The sequence below is a fragment of the Streptomyces amakusaensis genome (assembly GCF_039532665.1).
Classification (GTDB): Bacteria; Actinomycetota; Actinomycetes; order Streptomycetales; family Streptomycetaceae; genus Streptomyces; species Streptomyces amakusaensis.
Window position 1 is genome coordinate 101,382 of record NZ_BAAASB010000007.1, and the last position, 24,656, is coordinate 126,037.

The 24,656-nt window shown below is 73.2% G+C and carries 14 protein-coding genes; 3 read left to right on the top strand and 11 right to left on the bottom strand.

Translation table 11 applies throughout. The features are described from left to right. The 4 genes from ABD371_RS14490 to ABD371_RS14505 all read right to left on the bottom strand — a co-directional run bounded on the left by ABD371_RS14490 (window position 1) and on the right by ABD371_RS14505 (window position 8,856). Complete coding sequence (locus ABD371_RS14490) at window positions 1–1,407, bottom strand: dipeptidase (protein WP_344476741.1); 1,407 nt, start codon at window positions 1,405–1,407, stop codon at window positions 1–3. Window positions 1,408–1,417: 10 nt separating this feature from the next. Then, window positions 1,418–4,882 carry an ATP-dependent helicase gene (locus ABD371_RS14495; RefSeq protein WP_344476743.1) on the bottom strand — a complete coding sequence of 1,155 codons (3,465 nt, stop codon included), beginning with the start codon at window positions 4,880–4,882 and terminating at the stop codon, window positions 1,418–1,420. Between the two features lie 69 nt (window positions 4,883–4,951). Next, window positions 4,952–8,344 carry an ATP-dependent helicase gene (locus tag ABD371_RS14500; protein WP_344476745.1) on the bottom strand — a complete coding sequence of 1,131 codons (3,393 nt, stop codon included), beginning with the start codon at window positions 8,342–8,344 and terminating at the stop codon, window positions 4,952–4,954. Window positions 8,345–8,511: 167 nt separating this feature from the next. Continuing rightward, window positions 8,512–8,856 carry an MGMT family protein gene (locus ABD371_RS14505; RefSeq protein ID WP_344477230.1) on the bottom strand — a complete coding sequence of 115 codons (345 nt, stop codon included), beginning with the start codon at window positions 8,854–8,856 and terminating at the stop codon, window positions 8,512–8,514. Window positions 8,857–9,071: 215 nt separating this feature from the next. Here ABD371_RS14505 and ABD371_RS14510 point away from each other — a divergent pair, with 215 nt between their 5' ends. From ABD371_RS14510 to ABD371_RS14520, 3 genes are all read left to right on the top strand, one after another. Then, entirely contained in the window at window positions 9,072–11,939 is a 2,868-nt protein-coding gene (locus ABD371_RS14510; RefSeq protein WP_344476747.1) for a lysylphosphatidylglycerol synthase domain-containing protein, read from the top strand. Between the two features lie 193 nt (window positions 11,940–12,132). Further along, the gene (locus ABD371_RS14515; RefSeq protein WP_344476749.1) at window positions 12,133–13,719 is read left to right on the top strand and encodes an alpha/beta hydrolase; all 1,587 of its coding nucleotides are present in this window, start codon (window positions 12,133–12,135) and stop codon (window positions 13,717–13,719) included. An 85-nt stretch (window positions 13,720–13,804) separates the two neighbouring features. After that, window positions 13,805–15,385 carry an alpha/beta hydrolase gene (locus ABD371_RS14520; RefSeq protein WP_344476751.1) on the top strand — a complete coding sequence of 527 codons (1,581 nt, stop codon included), beginning with the start codon at window positions 13,805–13,807 and terminating at the stop codon, window positions 15,383–15,385. 100 nt (window positions 15,386–15,485) lie between these two features. Here the strand turns inward: ABD371_RS14520 and moeZ are convergent, their stop codons facing one another. The 7 genes from moeZ to ABD371_RS14555 all read right to left on the bottom strand — a co-directional run bounded on the left by moeZ (window position 15,486) and on the right by ABD371_RS14555 (window position 24,605). Beyond that, entirely contained in the window at window positions 15,486–16,664 is a 1,179-nt protein-coding gene (gene moeZ, locus ABD371_RS14525; protein WP_344476753.1) for an adenylyltransferase/sulfurtransferase MoeZ, read from the bottom strand. Between the two features lie 63 nt (window positions 16,665–16,727). Beyond that, a complete protein-coding gene (locus ABD371_RS14530) occupies window positions 16,728–17,612 on the bottom strand; it encodes a spherulation-specific family 4 protein (RefSeq protein ID WP_381733007.1) in 885 nt (294 codons plus the stop codon). Then, window positions 17,600–18,568 carry an NAD-dependent epimerase/dehydratase family protein gene (locus tag ABD371_RS14535; protein ID WP_344476756.1) on the bottom strand — a complete coding sequence of 323 codons (969 nt, stop codon included), beginning with the start codon at window positions 18,566–18,568 and terminating at the stop codon, window positions 17,600–17,602. The genes ABD371_RS14530 and ABD371_RS14535 overlap by 13 nt, the downstream gene beginning before the upstream one ends. A gap of 661 nt (window positions 18,569–19,229) precedes the next feature. Beyond that, the gene (locus ABD371_RS14540; RefSeq protein WP_344476758.1) at window positions 19,230–20,918 is read right to left on the bottom strand and encodes a dipeptide ABC transporter ATP-binding protein; all 1,689 of its coding nucleotides are present in this window, start codon (window positions 20,916–20,918) and stop codon (window positions 19,230–19,232) included. Then, window positions 20,915–21,904, bottom strand: coding sequence for an ABC transporter permease (locus ABD371_RS14545; RefSeq protein ID WP_344476760.1), 990 nt, complete (start codon window positions 21,902–21,904; stop codon window positions 20,915–20,917). Before ABD371_RS14545 ends, ABD371_RS14540 begins: the two co-directional genes overlap by 4 nt. Then, complete coding sequence (locus ABD371_RS14550) at window positions 21,901–22,884, bottom strand: ABC transporter permease (RefSeq protein ID WP_381733015.1); 984 nt, start codon at window positions 22,882–22,884, stop codon at window positions 21,901–21,903. Before ABD371_RS14550 ends, ABD371_RS14545 begins: the two co-directional genes overlap by 4 nt. Continuing rightward, on the bottom strand, window positions 22,881–24,605 hold the full coding sequence (locus ABD371_RS14555; RefSeq protein ID WP_344476762.1) for an ABC transporter substrate-binding protein: 1,725 nt from the start codon (window positions 24,603–24,605) through the stop codon (window positions 22,881–22,883). The genes ABD371_RS14550 and ABD371_RS14555 overlap by 4 nt, the downstream gene beginning before the upstream one ends. Between the last annotated feature and the right edge of the window lie 51 nt (window positions 24,606–24,656).

The following is a 24,656-nucleotide window of genomic DNA, read 5'->3' on the forward strand; positions in this document are numbered from 1 at the left end:
TCAGACGGATCGGCTAAGGGCTGCGGCGAGGTCGTCCCAGAGGTACGCGGCGGTCTCCACGCCCTTGAGGAGCAGCTCGACCTCGACCTTCTCGTTGGGCGCGTGCCAGCCGTCGGACGGTACGGAGATCCCGAGGAACAGCACGGGCGCGCCCAGCACGTCCTGGAGGTCGGCGGCCGGTCCCGAGCCGCCCTCCCGGGTGAAGAGGATCTTCTGCCCGTCGAAGGCGCGGCTCATGGCCCGGGCCACCGACTGGAGCGCCGGGTGGTCCAGCGGCGTCAGACAGGGGCGGGTGGAGGCCCCGAAGGCGAGGTCGTAGCGGATGCCCGCCGGAACGCGCTGGGCGATCCACTGGCTCACCGCGACCTCGATCAGATCCGGGTCCTGCCCGGCGACCAGCCGGAACGAGAGCTTCAGCGTCGCGGACGAGGGAATGATCGTCTTGCCGCCGGGGCCCTGGTAGCCGCCGCCGATGCCATTGACCTCGGCCGTGGGGCGGGTCCAGATCCGCTCCAGGGTGGAGTAGCCCTCCTCGCCGAGCGTGCCGTGCGACTTCGCCGTGGACAGCCAGGCCTTCTCGTCGAAGGGCAGCTCGGCGAAGAGCGCGCGCTCGGCGTCGGTCAGCGGGGCGACCCCGTCGTAGAAACCGGGGATGGTGACCCGCTCGTCGGCGTCGTGGAGCGCGGCCACCAGCCGGGCCGCGACGGTGGCCGGGTTGGGCACCGCGCCGCCGAAGGAGCCGGAGTGGATGTCCTGGTCGGGGCCGTACAGCTCGATCTCGCAGTCGGCGAGCCCGCGCATCCCGGTACAGACGGTGGGGGTGGTCTCGGACCACATGCCGGTGTCCGAGACGATCACGGCGTCGGCCGCCAGCCGGTCCGCGCCTGCCTCCACCAGGGCGCGGAAGTGCGGGGAGCCCGACTCCTCCTCGCCCTCGATCAGCAGCTTCAGACGGACGGCGGGAGCGGTGCGCCCGGTGGCGGCGAGATGCGCCCGTACACCCAGGGTGTGGAAGAACACCTGGCCCTTGTCGTCGGCGGCGCCCCGGGCGTGGAGCCTGCCGTCGGCGAGGACCGGCTCGAAGGGGTCCGTGTGCCAGCCGTCCGCCCGGGCGGCGGGCTGCACGTCGTGGTGGCCGTAGACCAGCACGGTGGGCGCTTCCGGGTCCTCCGCGGGCCACTCGGCGAAGACGGCGGGCGCACCGGCCGTCGGCCACACCTCGGCGACCGGGAAGCCGGTCTCCTTGAGCTTGGCCACCAGCCAGTCGGCGCTGCGCACCACGTCCCCCGCGTGCTCGGGCCGGGCCGAGACGGAGGGGATGCGGAGCCACTCCGCGAGGTCGTCGAGGAAGGCGGCGCGGTGCTGCTGGATGTACGTACGGACGGCGCTGTCCGGGGTGTCGCTCATGTGTCTGAGCCTAACGGGCGCCGGTGACCCCGTCGTCTGCCGTCTCGCCCAGCAGGATGTCCTCCAGGCCCGCCCGGCCGGGCAGGGAACGGGGTCGGACGACCTCGCCGCCGCGTATGAAGACGAACGCGGCGTCGACCTCCTCCGGGCGCAGACCGTGCTGCTCGGCCCAGGCCAGCCGGTAGACGGCGAGCTGGACGGGGTCGGCGGCGAGGGCGTGTCCGGTCTTCCAGTCGACGATCTCGTAGCGGTGCGTCTCGGTGCCGTCCTCGCCGGTCACGGAGGTGCGGTAGACGGCGTCGATCCGGCCGCGGACGACCCGGCCGGCGAGGGTGATCTGGAAGGGCGTCTCGACGCGGTAGGGGGTGCGGCGGGCGTACGGGGTGCGCTCGAAGGCCTCCTTCAGCAGATCGAGATCGCGCTCGTCGGCGATCTCGGCCCGGTCGGGGCCGGAGGTGTCGCCGCCGGGCAGCTCGTCGGGGCCGAGCATGGGCAGCGGCAGCTCCTCGAAGCGGGACTCCACCCAGGCGTGGAAGCGGGTGCCCCGGCGGGCCGCCGGGGCCGGGGGCCTGGGCATCGGCCGGGCCAGCTCCGCCGCGAACCCGTCCGGGTCGGCGGCGAGACGCATCAGCTGGGAGGCGGTGAGGGAGGCCGGGAGCGGGACGTCGTGGGTGGCGGCGCGGGTGTGGCGGAGTTCACGGGTGAGGGCGCGCAGATCGCGGTCCCAGGAGGCGATGGCACGCGCCTCCTCGGGGGTGAGGTCGCTCCCGGCCGGGTCCTCGGCGGCGTCCCTGGGGGCCGGTACGAGGTCAAAGGCCCCGGGGCCGGGCTCCTGCGGCTCGTACCCCTCGCCTTCCCCGGGCGCTTCCGGCTCGTACGCCTCGTCCGGCTCCTCCAGGTCGTCCCAGAACAGCTGTCCGGCCTCGGCCTCCGGGTCCCTCGGGAGCGGCGGGCCCTGCGGGAGCGGCGCGGGGCCGCCCTGGGCCGGTACCCGGGCGAGGTGGGCGAGCACCGTGTCGCGGGCGCTGCGGCGGCGGGAGAGGGAGAGCGGGTCCAGCGGGAGGGGCCAGGCCAGGTCGGGGGACGACTCCAGCAGATGCGGGTTCTCCGCGCCCTCCTCGGGTTCGTCCGCCCAGGCCTCGATCTCGCCGAAGCCCTCCGCGCAGTGGTCGTGGAGCGCCTTCAGGAAGGACGAGGGGCCTCTTCTGCCCTTCTGGGTCGGGCCCCACCAGTGGCCGGAGCCCAGCAGCAGCGAGCGGGGCCGGGTGAAGGTGACATAGCCGAGGCGCAGCTCCTCGGTGTGCTGGTGGGTCTTCATGGCGTCCTTGAACGCCTTCATGCCCTTGGTGTCCCACGACTCGATGTCCGGGAGGGTCGCCGCGTCCCCGCGCAGGGAGTGCGGCAGGATCTGGGGATTCGAGGTCCAGCCCTCGCGCGGGCGCTCGCTCGGGAACTGTCTGGCGATCAGCCCGGGGACGGCGACCACGTCCCACTCCAGGCCCTTGGACTTGTGCGCGGTCAGCACCTTGACCGTGTTCTCGCCGCCGGGCAGGGCGTTGTCCAGGCCCTTCTCGTACTGCGCGGCCGTCCGCAGGAAGGCGAGGAAGGCGAGGAGCGAGGCCTCGCCGTCCAGGCCGGCGAATCCGGCGGCCGTGTCGAGGAAATTGCCGAGGGTCTCGCGGCGGCGGGCGGCCAGGGCGTGCGGGGAGGCCGACAGCTCGACGTCGAGGCCGGTGGTGGAGAGCACCCGGTGCAGGACGTCCATCAGCGGGTCGGACAGCGAGCGGCGCAGATCGCGCAGCTCCCTGGCGAGATGGGCGAAGCGGACCCGGGCCTCGGCGGAGAACGGCAGGCCGTCGTCGGCGTCGGCCTGTTCGAGGAAGGTGTCCAGGGCGTCGGCGAGCGAGACGACCTCGGCCGGGTCGGTGCCCTCCACGGCGGCGGCGAGCCGCTCGTCGGCGTCGGCCTCGCCGGCGGGGGCGCGGTGGACCAGCAGCCGGGCGCGGCGGCCCAGCAGGGCGAGGTCCCTCGGGCCGATCCGCCAGCGCGGGCCGGTCAGCAGGCGTACCAGCGAGGCGTTGGCCCCCGGGTCCTGGAGGACCTCGCAGACCGCGACGAGGTCGGCGACCTCGGGCAGCTGGAGCAGCCCGGAGAGGCCGACGACCTCGACCGGGACATCACGGGCGACCAGCGCGCCCTGGATCTCGGGGAAGTCCCCGGCGGTGCGGCAGAGCACGGCGATCTCGCCGGGCTCCCTGCCGGTGCGCACCAGGTGCGCGATGGAGTCGGCGAGCCAGGCGATCTCCTCCGCGTGCGAGGGCAGCAGGGCGATGCGCACCGATCCGTCGCGCTCGGCCCCCGGGGCGGGGCGCAGTGCCTCGACTCCCGCGTGGCGGGCGCGCAGGGGCTCCGCGAGGCCGTTGGCGAGGTGGAGCAGCCGGCCGCCGCTGCGGCGGTTCTCGCTGAGCGAGAAGCGGGTGGCGGGGGTGCCGTCGGCGTGGGCGAAGTGCTCGGGGAAGTCGTCGAGGTTGGCGACGGAGGCTCCGCGCCAGCCGTAGATGGCCTGGCAGGGGTCGCCGACGGCGGTCACGGCATGGCCGCTGCCGTCGCCGAAGAGCCCGGACAGCAGCAGCCGCTGGGCGACCGAGGTGTCCTGGTACTCGTCGAGGAGGACGACCTTGAACTCCTCGCGGAGGATCGCCCCGACGGCGGGCCGGGTGAGCGCCAGCTCGGCGGAGAGGGCTATCTGGTCGCCGAAGTCGAGCAGCTCGCGGGCGCGCTTGGCCTCCCGGTAGCGGAGGGTGAGGTCGAGCAGCTCGCGGCGGGCGGCGGCGGTCTCGGGGACGGCGCGCAGCTCGGCGTTGGAGAGACGGACGCCGTCCAGGGCGTGCAGCAGGCCTGCGTCGTGGGAGCCGAGGCGCTCGGGCGGGACCAGATGCTCGGACAGCTCGCCGTCGAGCGCCAGGAGATCGCTCACCAGGGTGGAGAAGGACCGGGTCAGCGCCGGATACGGGCCGGGGGCCCCGCGCAGCACCCGGGCGGCGAGCTGGTAGCGGGTGGCGTCGGCGAGGAGCCGGGCGGTCGGCTCCAGCCCTATGCGCAGTCCGTGATCGGCGAGGAGCTGTCCGGCGAAGGCGTGGTACGTGGAGATGCGGGGCTCGCCCGGGGGGTGGTCCGGGTCGATCGCATCGGGGTCGGTGACGCCCGCGCGGACGAGCGCGGTGCGCACCCGCTCGGACAGCTCGCCCGCGGCCTTGTTGGTGAAGGTGAGGCCGAGGACCTGCTCGGGGGCGACCTGCCCGGTGCCGACGAGCCAGACCACTCGGGCGGCCATGACCGTCGTCTTCCCCGAGCCGGCTCCGGCCACGATGACCTGCGGGGCGGGCGGCGCGGTGATGCAGGCCGTCTGCTCCGGGGTGAAGGGGATCCCGAGCAGCTCCTTGAGCTGCTCGGGGTCGCTGATACGAGCGGTCACATCAAAGAGGCTACTGGCGGCCACCGACACTCCGGCTCCGCGCCGGTCCGGCCTCGTGCCCGGGCGGGCTCATTCGACGATGTGGCGGCCCTCGGGCTGCGCGCTGCACGAGGCGCGGAAGGCGCAGTTCGAGCAGTGCGCGCCGGTGGACGGGGTGAAGTGCTCGTCCAGGACGCGGCCGGCGGCGGTGGCGAGCAGCTCCGAGACCCACTCCCCGTCGAGCGGCGGCTGCGTCTGCACCTTGGGCAGGGCGTCGCCGCCCTCCTTCTTGATCGCGCCCTGCCGCAGATGGACGAGTTCCGCGCCGCCGGACTCACGCCGCGGCGCGGCGGGGGCCGGGGCGCGGTCCGGGTCCGGGACCTGGTCCGGGACCTGGTCCGGGTCGCGGTCCTGGTCGAGGGCTCCCTCGCGCACGGCGAGCTGGTAGACGGCGAGCTGGGGGTGGCGGGCGACCTGGGGGCCGGTGGGGGCCTGTTTGCCGGTCTTGAAGTCCACGACGTAGGCGCGTCCCTCGGCGTCCGTCTCGACGCGGTCCATGGAGCCCCGGATCCGTACCGCGTACTCCCCGGCCTCCAGGGTGACGTCGAAGCCGTGCTCGGTGGCGGTGGGGGTGCGGCCGCCGCGGTCCATGACGTGCCAGCGCAGAAAGCGCTCCAGGGCGGCGCGGGCGTGCTCCTTCTCCTGCCGCGACTTCCAGGGCGCGTCGAAGACGAGGGCGTCCCAGACGGAGTCGAGGCGCTCCATGAGGACGGCCAGATCCGCGGGGGTACGGCCGGAGGCCACCTCGTCGGCGAGGACGTGGATGACGTTTCCGAAGCCCTGGGCGGTGGTGGCGGGGGCGTCCGCCTTGACCTCGCGGCCCAGGAACCACTGGAGGGCGCAGGCGTTGGCGAGCTGGTCCAGGGCGCTGCCGGAGAGCGCGACGGGCTGGTCGCGGTCGCGCAGCGGCTCCGGGGCCCGGGTGGGGTCGTGCAGGCCCCACCAGCGGTCGGGGTGCGCGGCAGGCACGAGGGGCATGTCCTCGTCGTCGCGGAGGGCGGCGAGGGCGGCGAGCCGCCGGGCGGCGGCGTCGCGGAGCGCGGGGGTGGCCCCGGGGTCGACGGTGGTGGCGCGCAGTTCGGCGACGAGCGCGGGGACGGCGAGGGGGCGGCGGGGGCGGCCGGTGACGTCCTTGGGCTCCGCGCCCAGTTCGGCGAGGAAGCGGGAGGGCTGGTCGCCGTCGTCGGCGGGGGCCTTGACCGCGGTGACGACGAGGCGGTCGCGGGCACGGGTGGCCGCGACGTAGAAGAGCCGGCGCTCCTCGGCGAGGAGGGCCCCGGGGGTGAGCGGCTCGGCGAGGCCGTCGCGCCCGATGCGGTCGGCCTCCAGGAGGGAGCCCCGGCGGCGCAGATCGGGCCAGAGGCCCTCCTGGACCCCGGCGACGACGACGAGGCTCCACTCCAGGCCCTTGGCGCGGTGGGCGGTCATCAGCCGGACCGCGCCGGAGCGGGTCTCCCGGGTGGAGAGGGTGTCGGCGGCGATGTCCTGCGCCTCGATCTCCTCGATGAAGTTGAGCGCGCCCCGGCCGCCGGTGCGCTCCTCGGCGCGGGCGGCGGTGTCGAAGAGCGCGCACACGGCGTCGAGGTCGCGGTCGGCGTTGCGCCCGGCCGCGCCGCCGCGCCGGGCGGCGCGCTCCAGCCTGCCCGGCCAGCCGGTGCCGTCCCACAGCTCCCAGAGGGCCTCTTCGGCGGTGCCGCCGCTTTCGAGGAGTTCCCGGGCCGCGCCCAGCAGTCTGCCGAGCCGCTGCGCGCCGAAGGCGTACGAGGGGTCGTGCGCGACGAGCCGGGCGGGCTCGGCGAGGGCGCGGGCTATGAGCAGGTCGGAGGGGGGCGGTACGCGATTGCCCGCCGCGCGCTCCTCGTCGCGCAGGGCCCGGCCGAGCCGGCGGAGGTCCGCGCTGTCCATGCCGGCGAGGGGCGAGGCGAGCAGGGTGAGCGCGGTCTCGGTGTCGAGCCAGGGGGTGGCGCCCGCGCTGCCGGGCACGGGGTGGTCGGTGCCGGAGGACGGCTCGGCGGCCGGCCCCGGCGCGGCGGCGGCTGCCGAGGCGACGGCGCGGAGGGCCGTCAGCAGGGGGGACACCGCGGGCTCGTGGCGGAGCGGGACGTCCGCGCCGTCGACCTCCAGGGGGACGCCCGCGGAGGTCAGGGCGCGGCGGATCGAGGGGATCGTACGGCTGCCGGCCCGCACCAGGACGGCCATCTCGTGCCAGGGGACGCCGTCCTCCAGATGGGCGCGGCGCACGATGTCGGCGATGTTGTCGAGTTCGGCGGAGGCCGTGGGGAAGGTGTAGGTCTCGACCCTGCCGCCGTCGCGGACCGCCGCCAGCTCCCGGTGGGCGCGGACCTTGTCGGAGGGCAGCCGGGTCAGCGGCATCCGGCGGGTGAGCAGCCGGGTCGCCGCCAGGAGCTGCTTCCCGCTGCGCCGGGAGGCGGTCAGGACGGCCACCGCCGACGGGGTGCCGTCGGCGTGCCGGAAGGTGTCGGGGAAGTCGAGGATGCCGTTCACGTCCGCGCCCCGGAAGGCGTAGATCGACTGGTCGGGGTCGCCGAAGGCGACCAGGGTCCGCCCGCCGCCCGCCAGCGCCTGGAGCAGCCGCACCTGGGAGGGGTCGGTGTCCTGGTACTCGTCCACCAGGACCAGGTCGTACGGGAAGGTCCGCGGCGACGCGGTCCGCTCGGCCAGCAGCACGGCCCGGTGCACCAGCTCCGCGTAGTCGAGCACGCCCTGCATGTCCAGAACGTCCAGGTACTCCGCGAGGAAGGCGGCGGCCGCCTTCCAGTCCGGCCGCCCGGTGCGGACGGCGAAGCGGCGCAGCGAGTCGGGGCCGAGCCCCAGCTCCCTGCTGCGGGCCAGCACCGCGCGGACCTCGTCGGCGAACCCCCGTGTGGTGAGGCACGCCCGCAGCTCGTCGGGCCACTGCTCGCGGGCGAGCCCGTGCGCCTCCAGGTCGATCTGTCCGGTGAGGAGTTCTCGTACGGTGACGTCCTGCTCGGGTCCGGAGAGCAGCCGCAGCGGCTCGGCGAAGAGATCGGCGTCCTGGTGGGCGCGGACCAGGGCGTAACAGAACGAGTGGAAGGTGGTCGCCTGCGGGCCGCGCGCGCCGCCGAGCCGCAGCGCCATCCGGTCCCGCAGCTCCACGGCGGCCTTGCGGCTGAAGGTGAGCACCAGGATCCGCGTGGGGTCGGTCCCCCGGGCGACGCGGGAGGCGACCGTCTCCACCAGGGTGGTGGTCTTGCCGGTGCCGGGTCCCGCGAGGACGAGAAGCGGTCCCGAGGCGTGCTCAACCACGGCGCGCTGGGCCGCGTCCAGCTGAGGAGGGGCGGCCGCTCCCGGAGGTGTGCGCACCAGCCGGTACGCGCCCGGAGTCCGCCGCCGTACCTGTCGCTGGTACGGCGGACGTCCGGTGGTGGAGGAGGAGCTCACGTGGATCGCCGGTCCTGGTGGGTCTGCTGGTGCTGAGGGAGCGGCGCGTGCCGCGTGCCGACGACGCTACGCCAGCGCGGGGGGTGGATGCGGCGCTCCGGTCGCGCCCCTCGCGTACTCCGTACGGTCCTTCCGCCGCCCGCCGGGCACTCGATGGGCTGAAGCTGTCATATGTGAGCGCCCTCACCGTCCCAGCGGGCCCGCCGCATGTCGAGGCGGGGCACATGCCCCTCGGCGCTCCGCGGCGCCTCGCGCAGCGGTGTGCCCTCCGCGCGGTACTCCGCGAGGGCACTCGGCTCGTGGCCGGGCAGCAGGGTGCCGTCCGCGCGCACCACGCGCCACCAGGGCACCGCGTTGCCGTAGAGCGCCAGGACCCGGCCGACCTGGCGCGGGCCGCCCTCTCCCAGCCACTCGGCGATGTCGCCGTAGGTCATCACCCGGCCCGGCGGGATCAGCTCGGCGACTTCGAGCACCCGCTCCGCGTACTCCGGCAGCTCTTCCACCCGGCCCATCCTGCCGTACGCCACCGACAACGCACCGGACTCCCGGGGACGGTCACCCGGGGTGCAGAATGGTACGCAGCAGGTGATGTGGCGTATTTCGCACCGCTCGGATCCCCCCATCACCCCCTCCGGCCCCCGTCGGCCGCCCGCTCGTGCCACCATCGTGCGGGCGGTGACTGGTGATACGAGATCAAGAAGAGACCGAGACGGCGAAGGAGCGGGGCGTGCAGCCTGGCAGGGCGGCGAGCACCCCTGAGCCGCAGTCGTACCCGGAGCCGCCCGGCGTCCCCGGGAACGATCCCGAGAACGGTCCCGAGAACGGATCCGCGGACGGGCCGGAGGACGGCCCCGGGGACGGGAGGACGTCCCTGAGGAAGAAGCGGCGGACCCCGGACCCGGAGAGCACCGGCCCCGAGCCTGAGCACTGTCCCGACGTCCCCGACGTGGCGGGCGCGGACCGGGTCTCGGGCGACGAGCCCCTGCTCGCCGCCCGTGTCCACCGCCCCTCCGACCTGATGCGGCTCCTCGGCGGCATCCTCGCGATCGCCGTGGTGCTCGGCGTCGCCGCCTTCGCCCAGGGCACCGCCACCGGCCTCGCGTCGGACATCAGCAAGGGCACCGGCCAGGCCCCCGATCTGCTGGTCAAACTGGCCGGCCTGGTCTCCTCCATCGCCGTCCTGCTGGTCCCGGTCGCCTTCGCCATCGAACGGCTGATCAAACGGGACGGGCTGCGCATCGCCGACGGCGTGCTCGCCGCCGTGCTCGCCCACGGCGTCACCCTCGCCACCGACCTCTGGGTCGCCAAGGCCGCGCCGGGCAGCATCCAGGACGCGCTCACCCAGCACCACAACGGCGAGCTGACCGATCCCGTGCACGGCTATCTCGCACCCGTCATCGCCTATATGACCGCCGTCGGGATGGCCCGCAGACCCCGCTGGCGCGTGGTCCTGTGGGTGGTGCTGCTGCTCGACGCCTTCGCGATGCTCGTCGCGGGTTACACCACCCCGTTCTCGATCATCCTCACCGTCCTCCTCGGCTGGACCGTCGCGTACGGAACGCTGTACGCCGTCGGCTCGCCCAACGTCCGCCCCACCGGGCAGACCCTGCTGGCGGGCCTGCGCCACGTCGGCTTCCACCCGGTCACCGCGATGCGCGCCGAGGACGTGCTCGGCACCCCCGAGGCCTCCGACGGCGGCGAGCGCGGCACCGCCGAACAGGGCGACCGGGGGCGGCGCTATCTGGTCACCCTGGAGGACGGACCACCGCTCGACGTCACCGTCGTCGACCGGGAGCAGCAGGCGCAGGGATTCTTCTACCGGGTCTGGCGGCGGCTGACGCTGCGCTCCATCACCACCCGCCGCTCGCTCCAGTCGCTGCGCCAGGCGCTCGAACAGGAGGCGCTGCTCGCCTACGCGGCGATCGCCGCCGGGGCCAACGCCCCCAAGCTGATCGCCACCTCGGAGCTGGGCCCCGACGCCGTGATGCTGGTCTACGAGCACCTGGGCGGCCGCTCGCTCGACGCCATGGACGACGAGGAGATCACCGACGAGGTCGTCCACGGGGCATGGCGGCAGGTCAAGGCGCTCCAGTCGCGCCGGATCGCGCACCGCAGGCTCAACGGCGACGCGATCCTGGTGGGCGGCGACGGCGAGGTCATCCTGACCGATCTGCGCGGCGGCGAGATCGCCGCGGGCGATGTGGTGCTCCGCATGGACATCGCCCAGCTGCTCACCACCGTGGGACTGCGGGTGGGCGCGGAGCGCGCGGTGGCCACCGCCGTCGAGGTGCTCGGCCCGGACACGGTCGCCGACTGTCTGCCACTGCTCCAGCCGATCGCGCTCACCCGGTCGGCCCGCGCGACCCTGCGCAAGCTCGCCCGCGAGCGCGCCCACCGCGAGCGCGAGGCCCTGCTCGAAGCCGCCGCCGCGGCGAAGCGGGCCCGCGCCGAGGCCGCCGCCCAGGCCGCCCGGGGCGAGAGCGCGGACACGGCCGCCGACGGCCGCAGGACCGGACGGAAGTCGGAGCGCGCCGAGAAGCAGGCCGACAAGCGCGCCATGGACGAGGCCATGGACGAGGTGCGCGAGGAGGATCTGCTCTCCCAGATCCGCCATCAGGTGCTGCTGATCCGGCCGCAGGCACCGGTGGAGCCGGTCCGGCTGGAGCGCATCAGACCCAAGACCCTCTTCAGTCTGATCGCGGGCGCGATCGCCGCGTACTTCCTGCTCACGACGATCGCGGGCAACGACTTCGTCGCGGACTTCAGCCACGCCCACTGGGGCTGGGTGGCCGCCGCCGCCGCCTTCTCCGCGCTCAGCTATGTGGCGGCGGCGATGAGCCTGCTGGGCTTCGTGCCCGAGCGGGTGTCGTTCCTGAGGACCGTCGCGGCCCAGGTCGCCGGCTCCTTCGTCAAGATCGTCGCCCCGGCGGCGGTCGGCGGAGTCGCGCTGAACACCCGGTTCCTCCAGCGCGCGGGAGTGCGCCCGGGGCTCGCGGTGGCGAGCGTGGGCGCGTCGCAGCTCTTCGGGCTCGGCGCGCACATCCTGCTCCTGCTCACCTTCGGCTATCTGACCGGGACCGAGAAGACCCCGTCGCTCAACCCGTCCAGGACGGTGATCGCGGGCCTGCTCACGGTCGCGGTGCTGGTGCTGGTGGTGACCGCGATCCCGTTCCTGCGCAAGTTCGTCGTCACCCGGCTGCGGTCGCTGTTCGCCGGTGTGGTGCCGCGCATGCTCGATGTGCTCCAGCGCCCGGTGAAGCTGCTCACCGGCATCGGCGGCATGCTGATGCTGACCGGCGTGTTCGTGATGTGCCTGGACGCCTCGGTACGCGCCTTCGGCGACGGCACCCAGCCGCTGAGCTACGCGAGCCTCGCGGTCGTCTTCCTCGCGGGCAACGCCCTGGGCTCGGCCGCGCCCACCCCCGGCGGCGTCGGCGCGGTCGAGGGCGCGCTGATCCTCGGCCTGATCGCGGCGGGCGTCCCCAAGGAGGTCGCGACCCCCGCGGTGCTGCTGTACCGGACGCTGACGCTCTGGCTGCCGGTGCTGCCCGGGTGGTTCGTCTTCAACCATCTGACCCGCAAGGGCGCGCTCTAGGTCGTTTCTTACGGATCTGGCTGGATCAGGGAGCCGGGGCCTGGAGCGTGCGTGCCAGGCCCCGCGAGCCCAGCAAGATCCGTAAGAGACGGCCTGGGTCACAGCGGGGTCCCCGGGCGGGCCGGAGGGCGGCGAAGCACTCGCATGGCCCTCCACACGGGCACCGCGCGCGCCCTCGGCGCACGATGGGGAGATGCCGACCACTTCTTCCGCACTGCGCGCCGTGGCCCTCACCGCTTCGCTCGCCGTGCTGCTGGCCGCGGGATGCTCCGACAGCGGCGGCGGGGGCCGGACGGGCGGGGACACGAACACCACGGGCGCGGGCGGACTGAAGGGGCTCGCCGCCCAGGAACTGACCTGGCAGAAGTGCCCGGCACCCTCCGAGGCGGAAGGCGGCGGCCCCGCGCCCTCGGCGCTCCCCGGGGGCACCGCCTGGGAGTGCTCCTTCATGGATGTGCCCCTCGACTACGCGGAGCCCGACGGCGAGACCATGGAGCTGGCCCTGATCCGCGCCGCCGCCGTGGACCAGCAGAAACGAATCGGCTCACTGATCTTCAACTTCGGCGGGCCCGGCGGCTCCGGAGTCGCCTCGCTGCCCGGCTTCGGCGAGGACTTCGCCGATCTGCGCACCCGCTACGACCTGGTCAGCTTCGACCCGCGCGGGGTCGGCCGCAGCGTGCCCGTGGAGTGCGAGGGGAACCGGGAGCTCGACGCGTACTACGCCAAGGACTCCTCACCCGACGACGCCGCCGAGGAGAAGGCGTACCAGGACAGCCAGCGCGCCTACACCGAGGCCTGCGAGCGGAACTCCGGCCCCGAGCTGCCGCACGTGGGCACCGCCAACGCGGCCCGCGACCTGGATCTGATGCGCCAGGTCCTCGGCGACGGAAAACTCCACTACTTCGGCATCTCCTACGGCACCGAACTCGGCGGCGTCTACGCCCATCTCTTCCCGAAGAACGTGGGCCGGGCGGTGCTCGACGCCTCCATCGACCCCACCAAGAGCTCCGAACAGGCCTCCCTCGGCCAGGCGAAGGGCTTCCAGCTGGCCTTCGAGAACTTCGCGAACGCCTGCGTCGACCGGGGCGACGACTGCCCGCTGCCGGGGAACTCGGCGCGGGAGATCCAGGACTGGGTCGTCGAACTCCTCGACCGGCTGGACGAGAAGCCGATCCCCGCCATCGGGGAGCGGAAGCTGACCCAGTCCCTCGCCACCACCGGCATCGCGCAGACGCTGTACGCCAAGGAGCTGTGGCAGTACCTGGAACAGGGGCTGGACGAGGCCGACGGCGGCAACGGCGGACTGCTGCTCACCTTCGCCGACCTCATGAACGGACGCGGCGACACCGGGCACTACGACAACAGCGCCGCCGCCAACACCGCCATCACCTGCGCCGACTTCACGGGCCGCTACTCCCTGGAGCAGACGAAGGCCAGACTTCCCGAATTCCGCGCGGCCTCCCCCCTCTTCGGCGACTTCCTGGGCTGGGGCCTGATGGGCTGCGACGGCTGGCCCGTCCCCGGCGAGTGGGCCCACCCCGACGTCTCCGCGCCGGGCTCGGCCCCCATCGTCGTCATCGGCGCGACCGGCGACCCGGCGACGCCGTACGAGGGGACGAAGGCGATGGCCGACGCGCTCGGCGAGGGCGTGGGCGTCGAACTCACCTACAAGGGCGAGGGACACGGCTCGTACAACAGCGGCGACAAGTGCGTACGCGACGTGGTCAACGCCTATCTGCTGGACGGCGAGATCCCGCCGAACGGCAAGGTCTGCCCGTAGCGCCCCGGGCCGACGGGCGTCCCCGGCCGGCTGTCAGTGCCCCTGCTTAGGATGGCGGGACAGTACGGAGAGTCTTGGGGGCGGAATGACGACGAGGGTACGGATGGGGGCCCTGGCCGCGGCGGCGGCGCTGCTGGCGGTCACCGGCTGCGGCGGCGCGGGCGGGGACAGGCAGGGCGCGCCGGAGAAGAGCCCGGCCAAGAACACCGCCGCCCCCGCCGCTCCCTCGGACACGGCCGGGGTGGCACTGCCCGCCGGGCTCACCGGCCAGCGGCTCGACTGGAAGCGGTGCGAGGCCCCCGTGGCGGCGCACGGCAGCTATGCCGAGCGCCCCGGAAAGCTGTGGCAGTGCGCCACCCTCAAGGCCCCGCTCGACTACCGCGAGCCGGCCGGCGAGACGATCGGCATCGCCCTGGTCCGCGCCGAGGCGAAGGGCTCCGGCAAGCGGATCGGCTCCCTCCTGTTCAACTTCGGCGGGCCCGGCGGCTCCGGGGTAGCCTCGCTGCCCGCCTCCGGCGAGGACTTCGCCGATCTGCGCACCCGCTACGACCTGGTCAGCTTCGACCCGCGCGGCGTCGCCCAGAGCTCCGCCGTGGTCTGCCGCGACAATGAGCAGACGGAGGCCGCCCACCGGCTGGACGGCACCCCGGACACCCCCGCCGAGCAGAAGGCGTACATGAAGAACGCCGCCGCCTTCGGCGCGGGCTGCGCCGAGCGGTCCGGCAAGGTGCTGCCGCACGTCGGCACCGTCAGCACCGCCCGGGACATGGATCTGCTGCGCCAGGTCCTCGGCGACGAGAAACTCCACTACCTGGGCTTCTCGTACGGCACCGAGCTGGGCGCGGTCTACGCCCATCTCTTCCCCGCCAAGGTCGGGCGGCTCGCCCTGGACGCCGTGGTCGACCCCACCGCCGACTTCGCCGGCGGAGCCCGCAATCAGGTCCTCGGCTTCCAGCGCACCCTGGAGAACTACTTCAAGAGCCGCGGCGTCTCCGCCGAGGACGGCACCGACCGCATAGTGCGACTGCTGGCGAAGGCGGACCGCGACCCGCTGCCCACCGACACGGACCGCGAGCTGACCGAGAGCCTGGCGCTCACCGGCATCATCCTCCCGCTGTACTCGGAGAAGCAGTGGCCCTATCTGACCGCTGCCCTCAAGGCCGCGGAGGACGGTGACGGCACCCAGCTGCTGATGCTCGCCGACTCCTACAACAACCGCGACGAGAACGGGAAGTACTCCACCCAGGACCACTCGCAGCGCGCCATATCCTGCGCCGACAGCAAGGACCGGATGACGCCGGAGCAGGTCACCTCCCGCTATCTGGCCGAGTTCACCGAGGTGTCGCCGGTCTTCGGGCCGTTCCTGGCCTGGGACCTGGCCGGCTGGTGCGCCGACTGGCCGGTGCCCGGGGAGTGGGAGACGCCGGACGTCTCCGCCAAGGGCGCGGCCCCGATCCTGGTCGTCGGCACCACGGGCGACTCGGCGACCCCCTACGAGGGCGCGAAGAAGATGGCGGACGAGCTGGGGCCGGGCGTCGGCGTGCTGGTCACCAACAAGGGCGACACCCACGGCGCGTACGGCACTTCGGAGTGCACGACCCGCACGATGAACGCCTATCTGCTGGACGGCGAGGTCCCGCCGAACGGCAAGGTCTGCTCCTCCTGAGCCGCTCGGCCGCCGAGCCCCGGCGGACAGCGCGAGGGCCCCGGACCGCCGAAGCGGTACGGGGCCCTGGCCAACGGCCCGTCGGCCTTGTGCGGCTCGTCTAGTAGACGGGCTTGCCCGGCTCGATCTGGTGGACCCAGCCGATCACTCCGCCGCCCACGTGCACGGCGTCGGCGAAGCCCGCCGACTTGAGCACCGCGAGGACCTCCGCGCTGCGGACGCCCGTCTTGCAGTGCAGAACGATCTTCTTGTCCTGCGGCAGGGTCGCCAGGGCGGTGCCCATCAGGAACTCGTTCTTGGGGATCAGCTTCGCGCCGGGGATCGAGACGATCTCGTACTCGTTGACCTCGCGGACATCGATGATCTCGATGTTCTCGCCGTCGTCGATCCACTCCTTGAGCTGCTTGGGAGTGATCGTGGAACCGGCCGCCGCCTCCTGGGCCTCCTCGGACACGACGCCGCAGAAGGCCTCGTAGTCGATCAGCTCGGTGACGGTGGGGTTCTCGCCGCAGACAGCGCAGTCGGGGTCCTTGCGGACCTTGACCTGGCGGTACTGCATCTCCAGGGCGTCATAGATCATCAGCCGGCCGACCAGCGGGTCGCCGACCCCGGCCAGCACCTTGATCGCCTCGGTGACCTGGATGGAGCCGATGGAGGCGCAGAGCACTCCGAGGACACCGCCCTCGGCGCAGCTGGGGACCATGCCCGGCGGCGGGGGCTCCGGGTAGAGGCAGCGGTAGCAGGGGCCGTGCTCGGACCAGAAGACGGAGGCCTGGCCGTCGAAGCGGTAGATGGAGCCCCACACATACGGCTTGTTCAGCAGCACACAGGCGTCGTTGACCAGGTAGCGGGTCGCGAAGTTGTCGGTGCCGTCCACGATCAGGTCGTACTGACCGAAGATGTCCATCACGTTCTCGGCCTCGAGCCGCTCTTCGTGGAGGACGACATTGACATACGGGTTGATGCCGAGGACCGAGTCCTTGGCGGACTGCGCCTTGGAGCGGCCGATGTCGGCCTGGCTGTGGATGATCTGGCGCTGCAGGTTCGACTCGTCGACCTCGTCGAACTCCACGATGCCGAGGGTGCCGACACCTGCCGCGGCGAGATACATCAGCGCCGGGGAGCCGAGGCCCCCGGCACCCACACACAGCACCTTCGCGTTCTTCAGCCGCTTCTGCCCGTCCATTCCGACATCCGGAATGATCAGGTGGCGGGAGTACCTGCGAACCTCGTCAACGGTGAGCTCATCGGCTGGCTCGACCAGGGGTGGCAGCGACACGGGGACTCCGTTGCGTCGATAAGTCAGTACGGTTGTTCCCTCGTAACACTGCCACGCGTCCCCTCATTCCGAGACACCCGGTCCGATCTGCGAGACGATTTCGTCCCAGTAGCCGGGCACCGTCTCATATGGTCCGACCTGCGCCCTCTGTCCGCGGAGGCCGATCGGGCCGGCGGCGGCGCCGTCACCGGCCGGGGCGGTGCGGTCGGCACGGTCGGTGCGATCGGTGAAGAAGATCGTGCCCGCGCCCTGCCAGCGGGCGATCCGGGTGGCCTCGGCCAGGTGTGTGCGGGGCACTCCGTGGACGAAGTGCGCGAATCGTTCCGGCGGGTACTCCGCCGTCCACTCGGCGACTTGGGACCAGCGGTAGTCGGTCCACGGCCCGGAGAAGGTCACCAGCTGGTCGGCGGCCTCGGCGTAGCCGGGGTACGGGTGGACGCCGTGCCCCAGCACCACATGGCCGCCGTCCACCACCGCCTCCAGGGTCGCGGTGATCCGCCGCACGGCGGGCAGTCCGGCCCGGTCGCCGGGGCAGCGGTCCAGCAGGAAGCCGTCGACGCGGTACCACTCCGCGAAGCGGTGGGCGTCCGCGATCACTTCGCCGAAGGGGCGCGCGCCCCCGGCCAGATCGAGATGGCCGAGCACCCGCACGCCCGCGTTGCTGAGCGTGCCCGCCGCCGCCAGACAGTGCGGGTCGGGGCGGTCCCCGGGCCCGTCCGCGACATTGAGGACGACCCAGTGCAGCGGGGCCCTGGACCGGGTGAGCCCGGTCCATTCGGCGGGCGCGAGCAGCGGGTGGGCGTAGCCGGGGACGCCGATCCCGAGACCGCCCCAGCCGCCTTCGCCGCCCCGGCCGCCCTCCCGCTCCGTCCCCCGCCCGTCCGCCGTGGAGAGCCCGGTGCGGGGCCCTGCGGAGAGCGCCGTTTCCCCGCCGGTCAGATGCGGCACGCCGCCTCCATCCAGATGTCGGCGAGCGACTCCTCCAGATTGATCCGGGGACGCCAGCCGAGCCGGTCGCGGGCGGTGCGCACATCCGCCTGCTGCCAGCTGCCGCAGCCGTCCGGGTAGGGCACCGGGGTCGCGGCCAGATGTTCGAGCACGGTTTCGGAGCGCGGCGCGCCGATGCCGGGGGCGAGGGGCCTGCCGGGAGGGGTGTCCAGCTCATGGAGCGCGCCCGCGAACCCGGCGACCCGGGCGAGCACCGCGGCGGCGTCCCGCAGCCGTACGGCGCGGCCGGTGCCGATGTTGACCACGCCCTGGGCGGCCGAGAGCGAGGCCGCGTGGACCGCGCGGGCGACGTCGCGCACATCGACGAAGTCGCGCTGGACGCCGAGTCCGCTGAGCTTCAGCTCGCCGTCGCCGGACTGCATCGCGCGCCGCATGGCCTCGGCGAGCCGGCCGAGCGGGGAGCCGGCCGGGGTGCCCGGGCCGACGGGCGAGAAGACGCGCAGGACGACGGCGTCCAGGCCGGAGCCGAGCACCAGCTCGGTGGCGGCGAGCTTGCTGACGCCGTAGGGGCCGCCCGGCCTCGGGACAGCGTCCTCCGCGGTGGAGGAGCCCTGCTGGGAGGGGCCGTACTCGGAGGCGCAGCCGACCTGGACGAGACGGGCTCCGCAGCCGCTGCGGCGCAGCGCCTCGCAGACGGTGGCGACGGCGACGGTGTTGTGCCGGGTGAGGTCGCGGGCTCCGCCCCGGGTGGCTCCGGCGCAGTTGATGACGACTCCGGGGTGGACGGCGCTCAGAAAGCGGGTGAGCGCCCCCGGGCTGCCGCCGGCGAGGTCGAAGCGGACGTCCGCGTCGTCGCCCCGGCCGAGCGCGGTGAGGTGGACGGCCGGGTCGGCGAGCAGCCGGTCGGCGACGAACCGGCCGAGGAATCCGTTGGCCCCGAGCAGCAGCACCCTCATCGCGCGCTCCCTCTGTACCGACGGGCCACGGCTCGGGATCGGGGTTGGGACGGGGATGGGAATGGGGACGGGGGTCGGGCAGTCATCTCGGTCTCTCCTTAGGGATCTTCGGTGGTGGTGCGGCCGGGGCGGCCGGGATCTCAGCCGGCCCGCGGCGGAGCCCCGAAGAAGCGTTTGGCCTGGGCGACGGCAGGGCGGACCGCCCGGCGTGCGCCGGGGGCGCGACGGGCGGTTCCAGGGGTGCTCGGGTTATTCGCGAGCGGCGCGCCGGGGAGCCCGGTGTGTGCACGGGCGCGGGCCGGGGGGCGGGGGTCGAACACGGAGGGCGCGAGCCCGCGTGCGATCCGGTGGCACCGGGCAGGGCGATCACCCGGGGCATGCGAATGATCACTGATGGTGAGCGGTTCGTTCCACACTGATCGCACCCCCGATCTCCCTGGTGACAGGGTCGCCACCGTCCGGCGACCCGCAGCGCAAAGACCGTAAGCCGGTACGGCGGTGGCGCGACGGACGGTTGTCCGTCGCGCCACCGGAAGGGGTGAATGCTCGTAACTTTCGCCCCCCGGTAGCGTTCTGTCGCGCTAAGGGGACGATCCGTCACCGCGGGCGCGGATCCAGGGGTCCGCGGGCCGCGGGTTCACGGGCTCGCGGGCTCGCGGGCTCAGGCCGCGGCCAGCTCCCTGCGGGCGGAGCGGCGGGCGCGGGCGAGCGCCGGGTCGAGGGCGGGGACGGCGGCGAGCAGCTGCCGGGTGTAGGGGTCGCGGGGCGCTCCGTACACCTCGTCCACCGGGCCCTGTTCGACGATGCGGCCGTGGCGCATGACGGCGACCCGGTCGCTGATCTGCCGGACGACGGCGAGATCGTGCGCGATGAAGACGAGCGCCAGGCCGAGTTCGCGCTGGAGTTCCCGCAGCAACCCGGTCACCTGGGCCTGGGTCGTCACATCGAGCGCGGAGACGGGCTCGTCGCAGACGATGAGCCGGGGTTCGGCGATCAGGGCGCGGGCGATGCCGACGCGCTGGCGCTGGCCGCCGCTGAACTCGTGCGGATAGGCCGCGTACCGGTCGGGGTCGAGTCCGACCCGTTCCAGGGACTCCCGGACGCGCCGCCGGATCAGCTCTTCGTCGCGGACGCCCGCCGCGCGCAGCGGGTCGGCGATGGACTCGCCGACGGAGCGGCGGGGGTTGAGCGAGGCGACGGGGTCCTGGAAGACCATCTGGAGTTCGCGCCGGTGGGGCCGCAGGGCCTTCTCCGAGAGGGAGCCGATCTCGGTGCCGTCGTAGCGGACCTGTCCGGCGGTGGGGTCGAGGAGGCGTACGAGGACACGGCCGAGGGTGGTCTTGCCGCTGCCGCTCTCGCCGACGACGCCGAGGGTGGTTCCGGCGTGGACGGTGAGGTCGACGCCGTCGAGGGCGACGACCCGGTTCTTCCCGCGCCCGAATTCGCGCCGCAGCCCGGAGACTTCGAGGAGCGCGTCCCCGGGCCCGGAGCCCTCCCGCGCCACAGCCGATACCGATACCGGTGCCGGTGCCGGAGCCGGAGCCGGAGCCGGGGAGGGTACGGCGGTGATGCGGGGCACGGCGGCCAGCAGGGCCCTGGTGTACGGCTGCCGGGGGGCGGTCAGCACCTCGCCGACCGGTCCCCGTTCCACCTCCCGTCCCTCCTTCATCACCAGCACCTCGTCCACGCTCTCGGCCGCCACCCCCACGTCATGGGTGACCAGCAGCAGCCCCATCCCGGTCTCCTCGCGCAGCCCGTGCAGCAGATCGAGGATCTGCGCCTGCACGGTCACATCGAGCGCGGTGGTCGGCTCGTCCGCGATCAGCAGCCGGGGTTCGCAGGCCAGCGCCATCGCGATCAGGGCGCGCTGGCGCATCCCGCCGCTGAACTCGTGCGGGCGGGAGCGGGCGCGCCGGGGCGCGTCCGGGATGCCGACCCGCTCCAGCACCTCGACGGCGCGGGCGCGGGCGGCCCGCCGGGAGGCCCGGGTGTGCACCCGGTACACCTCGGCGATCTGGTCGCCGATCGCGTAGTACGGGTCGAGGGAGGAGAGCGGGTCCTGGAAGACCATCGCCGCCACCCCGCCACGGAGTTCGCGCAGGGCGGCCGGGCTCGCTTCGGCGACGTCCGTGCCGCCGACCCGTACGCTCCCCGAGGTGAGCGCGCCGGTCCCCCGGTGCAGCCCCAGCAGCGCGCCCGCGACCGTGCTCTTGCCGCTGCCCGACTCGCCGACCAGGCCGAGCGCGCGTCCCTGCGGGAGGACGAACGACAGCCCGTCGACCGCTCGCGCACCGCCGCCGCCGGGGAACTCCACGACGAGGTTCTCGACCTCGACCAGCGGTGTCGTCATGACAGGACCACCCTTCGGTCCGCGGCGGCGTACAGCAGATCCGCGACCACGTTCGCCAGCACCACAGCGGCGCCGATCACCAGCACCACACCCACCACCACGGGCAGGTCGATCACTCGTACCCCGTCGATCAGCGTCTTGCCGAGACCGGGGATGCCGAACAGCGACTCGGTGAGGACCGCGCCGCCGAACATCGTGCCGAGATCGAGCGCGCTGAGCGCGATCACCGGCGGTACCGCGCCCCGCAGGGCGTGGCGTCCGACGATGGCCCGCTCCCCCACCCCGTACGCCCTGAAGGTACGGATGTGGTCCTCGGCCAGGGTCTCCAGCGTCGAGGAGCGGGTCAGCCGGGCGTACTTCGCCGACTCGAAGAATCCCAGGGTCAGCCAGGGCAGCAGCATGTTCCAGGCCCACTGCTCGGGGTCCTCGCCGAGCGGCACATAGGTCGGGAAGGGCAGCCACTGGAGATAGGCGCAGACGACCATGAGCATCAGCAGTCCGAGGATGAAGACGGGCGTGCCGGTCGCGGCGAGGGTGGCCACGGTCAGGGCCCGCTCGGTGAGGCCGCCGCGCCGGAGCGCGGAGAGCAGCCCGGTGCCGACGCCGACGGTCAGCCAGATGACCATCGCGCCCAGCGCGAGCGAGGCGGTGGCGGGCAGCCGGTCCAGGATCAGCTCGGTGACCTGCTGGTCGCTCTGGTACGAGAAGCCGAGGCAGGGGGCGTCGCAGCGCAGCGTCGAGACGCCGGTGCTGTAGTCGCGGCCGGTGAACACGCCCTGGAGGAACTGCGCGTACTGGGTCAGCACCGACTCGTTGAGTCCGAGCTGTTCGCGGACCTGGGCGATCTGCGCGGGCGAGCAGCGCTCCCCGCAGGCGAGCCGGGCGGGGTCGCTGGGGGCCAGATAGAACAGCCCGTACACCAGTGCCGAGAGCACCAGCAGGACGAATACCGCGCCGCCGAGACGTTTGACGACGAATCCCGTCATGATGAGGTCTTCCTCCGCTCCTTGCGGGTGCCGATCCGCAGCCGGCTCGCCTCCCGGGGGTCCAGTGCCGTGCGGACCGCGTCGCCGAGGACGGTGAACGCGAGGACCGTCACGAAGAGCAGTCCGGCGGGGAGCAGGACGTACATCGGGTCGGCGCGGAACCAGGTCTGGGCGTTCGAGAGCATCTGGCCCCAGGAGGGCGTCGGCGGCTTCACTCCGACGCCGACGAAGGACAGCGAGGCCTCGACCACGATGTTCACCGGCAGCAGGATCGCCGCGTAGGTGATCACGGGGGCGGCCAGCGAGGGCAGCAGCTCGCGCCGCGCCACCCGCCAGGGGCCGTCGCCGCCGAGCCGGGCGGCGGCGACGAAGTCGAGCCGTTTCAGGCTGAGCGTCTGCGCCCGGACGATTCTGGCGGTGCCGCCCCAGCCCAGCGCGCCGATGATCAGGATCAGCAGCAGCGGGCGGGGGAAGTCCGGGTGGACGACGGCGGTGAGCGCGATGCCGAGGACCAGCATCGGGAGCGAGACCATCACATCGGTGACGCGGCTGAGCAGGGAGTCCACGAAACGGTTGCCGAGTCCGGCCGCGAGGCCGACGGCGACGCCGATCGCGACCTGCACCGCCGTGGCTCCGACGGCGACCAGCAGCGAGATCCTGGCCCCGTACAGCAGCCGGGCGAACAGATCGCGCCCGGTGCCGGGCTCGACGCCGAGCCAGTGGTCGGCGCTGACTCCGCCGAAGGAGCCGATCGGGACCCCGCCGCGCGCCGAGTCCACGAGCGAGTCGTGGTACGTGTGGGGGTCCTGGCCCTCCAGGGCGGTCAGCAGCGGCGCGGCGAGCGCGGCCACGACCAGCAGGGCGAGCACCCCGGCGGAGATCAGCGCGGACGGGCGGGCGGCGAGCCGCCGCAGGGCGCTCCCGGCCGCGGGCGCCCGGTGGGCGTCCGCGGCCGGGAGGTCGAGGGTGGTGGTGCTCACTTGACCGAGACCTGCGAGATGTCGAGGACGCCGGTCCAGTCGCTGATGACGATGTTCTTGACGTTCTTGCCGTAGAGCCGCTTGTAGACGGGGTGGAAGAGCGGGACGTCGAGCGCCTGCTCGCCGATCTTCTTGTCGAGCGCGCCCCAGCGGGCGGCTGCGGCGTCCAGATCGGTCAGCTTGTTGATCTCGTCGATCTCCTTGTTGACCGCGGGGTCGTTCAGCTGGGCGTGGTTGTAGTTGGAGCCGTCCTTGACGATCTGGCGGCCGTCGAAGATCGGCGCGAGGAAGGGACCTCCGGAGGGCCAGTCCGCGCCCCAGCGGGAGAGGAAGAAGCCGGGGCCGCTCTTGGCGTTCCAGCGGGCCTCGTTGAAGGCGTTGTTCTCCAGTCCTTCGAGCTTGAGGTTGATGCCGGCCTTCTTGAGGGCCTGCTGTACGGCGGTGGCGACCTCGGGGCTGGTCTGCCGGTTCTGCTCGGTGGAGTGGGTCAGCGTGATGGTGAGGTTCTCGTGCCCGGCCTCCTTGAGCAGCTGGCGCGCCTTCTCCGGGTCGCCCGTCCTCCCGGCCGGGAAGTGGTCGTACGGGATGTGGCCGAAGGCCTTGGTCTCGGGCAGGAAGGTGGTCGCGGGCTCGGCGAGGGCGGAGCCGCCGGCGGCGTTGATCACGCTGGTGCGGTTGATGGCGTACGAGATCGCCTGGCGCACCTTGATGTCGTCGAACGGCTTCACCTTCGGGTTGAAGGCGAGGTAGTTGACGTAGCCGAAGCGGCCGGTGCCGACGCGGCCGGCCAGTTCCTTGTCGCCGCCGATGCGGGCCAGCTCGGCGGGGCCGAGGTTGGTGTCGGTGGTGACGGCGGAGGCGTCGGCCCCGGAGCCGGTGGAGAGCCGCTGGTTGATGACGGCGGAGTCGAGGCCGGAGGTGACGTCGATGGTGTCGGGGTAGGCCTTGCGCTCCGGGTCGGTCTTCTCGGACCAGTGCGGGTTGCGCTCCAGGACCAGCCGCTCGCCGTCGCCCTCGTTCTTCACGACCTTGTACGGGCCCGAGGAGATCGGGTGCTCCTCGTACTTGGCCCCGGTGTCCTTGGCCTTGGGCACGGGGGTGAACTGGGTCTGGGTGGCGAGGTAGGGGAACTCGCCCACGGGCTTCCTCAGCTTGAAGACGATCGTCTTCGCGTCGGGCGTGACGATCGACGCGAGGCCCTTCTTGTCCTTGTAGGGGCCCTGGTAGGTGTCGCCGCCGATGAGCCAGTCCCGCAGATAGGGCGCGCCGCCGGAGAGTTCGGCGGCGAAGGAGCGCTCGATGCCGTACTTGATGTCGGCGGTGGTGATCGGGGTGCCGTCCTCGTACTTGAGCCCGTCCTTGAGGGTGTACGTCCACTCCGTGGCGTTCTTGCCGGGACGGCCGAGGTCGGTGGCGAGGTCGGGCACCACCTCGGTGCCGGCCTGGCCGTCCTCGCGGTTGCGGGTGGTCAGGGTGCGGAAGACGAGTGAGGGGACGTTTCCTCCGCCGGAGGTGTAGAGCCGGGCGGGGTCGAAGTCGGTCTGCGGCTCGCTGTTGAGCACGGTGAGGGTGCCGCCCCGGGCGGGCTTGCCGTCGCCGGCCGCGTCGCTCTTCTTCGCGCCGTCGTCCTGGGGTCCGGCGCAGGCGGCGGCGGACGAGACCACGACGAGGCTGACGGCGGCCGCTGCCACACGGCGGGATATGACGGACAGTTGACGCATCGGAAGAAGACCTCTCATTGAGCGCGGGAAATACGGAAATGTCCGCACAGG

Bases quoted from the DNA above. Each gene is read 5' to 3' on its own strand.
- ABD371_RS14545 (WP_344476760.1), bottom strand. From the start codon at position 21,904: ATGACGGGATTCGTCGTCAAACGTCTCGGCGGCGCGGTATTCGTCCTG.
- ABD371_RS14515 (WP_344476749.1), top strand. From the start codon at position 12,133: ATGCCGACCACTTCTTCCGCACTGCGCGCCGTGGCCCTCACCGCTTCG.
- ABD371_RS14520 (WP_344476751.1), top strand. From the start codon at position 13,805: ATGACGACGAGGGTACGGATGGGGGCCCTGGCCGCGGCGGCGGCGCTG.
- ABD371_RS14540 (WP_344476758.1), bottom strand. From the start codon at position 20,918: ATGACGACACCGCTGGTCGAGGTCGAGAACCTCGTCGTGGAGTTCCCC.
- ABD371_RS14535 (WP_344476756.1), bottom strand. From the start codon at position 18,568: ATGAGGGTGCTGCTGCTCGGGGCCAACGGATTCCTCGGCCGGTTCGTC.
- ABD371_RS14555 (WP_344476762.1), bottom strand. From the start codon at position 24,605: ATGCGTCAACTGTCCGTCATATCCCGCCGTGTGGCAGCGGCCGCCGTC.
- ABD371_RS14505 (WP_344477230.1), bottom strand. From the start codon at position 8,856: ATGGGCCGGGTGGAAGAGCTGCCGGAGTACGCGGAGCGGGTGCTCGAA.
- ABD371_RS14490 (WP_344476741.1), bottom strand. From the start codon at position 1,407: ATGAGCGACACCCCGGACAGCGCCGTCCGTACGTACATCCAGCAGCAC.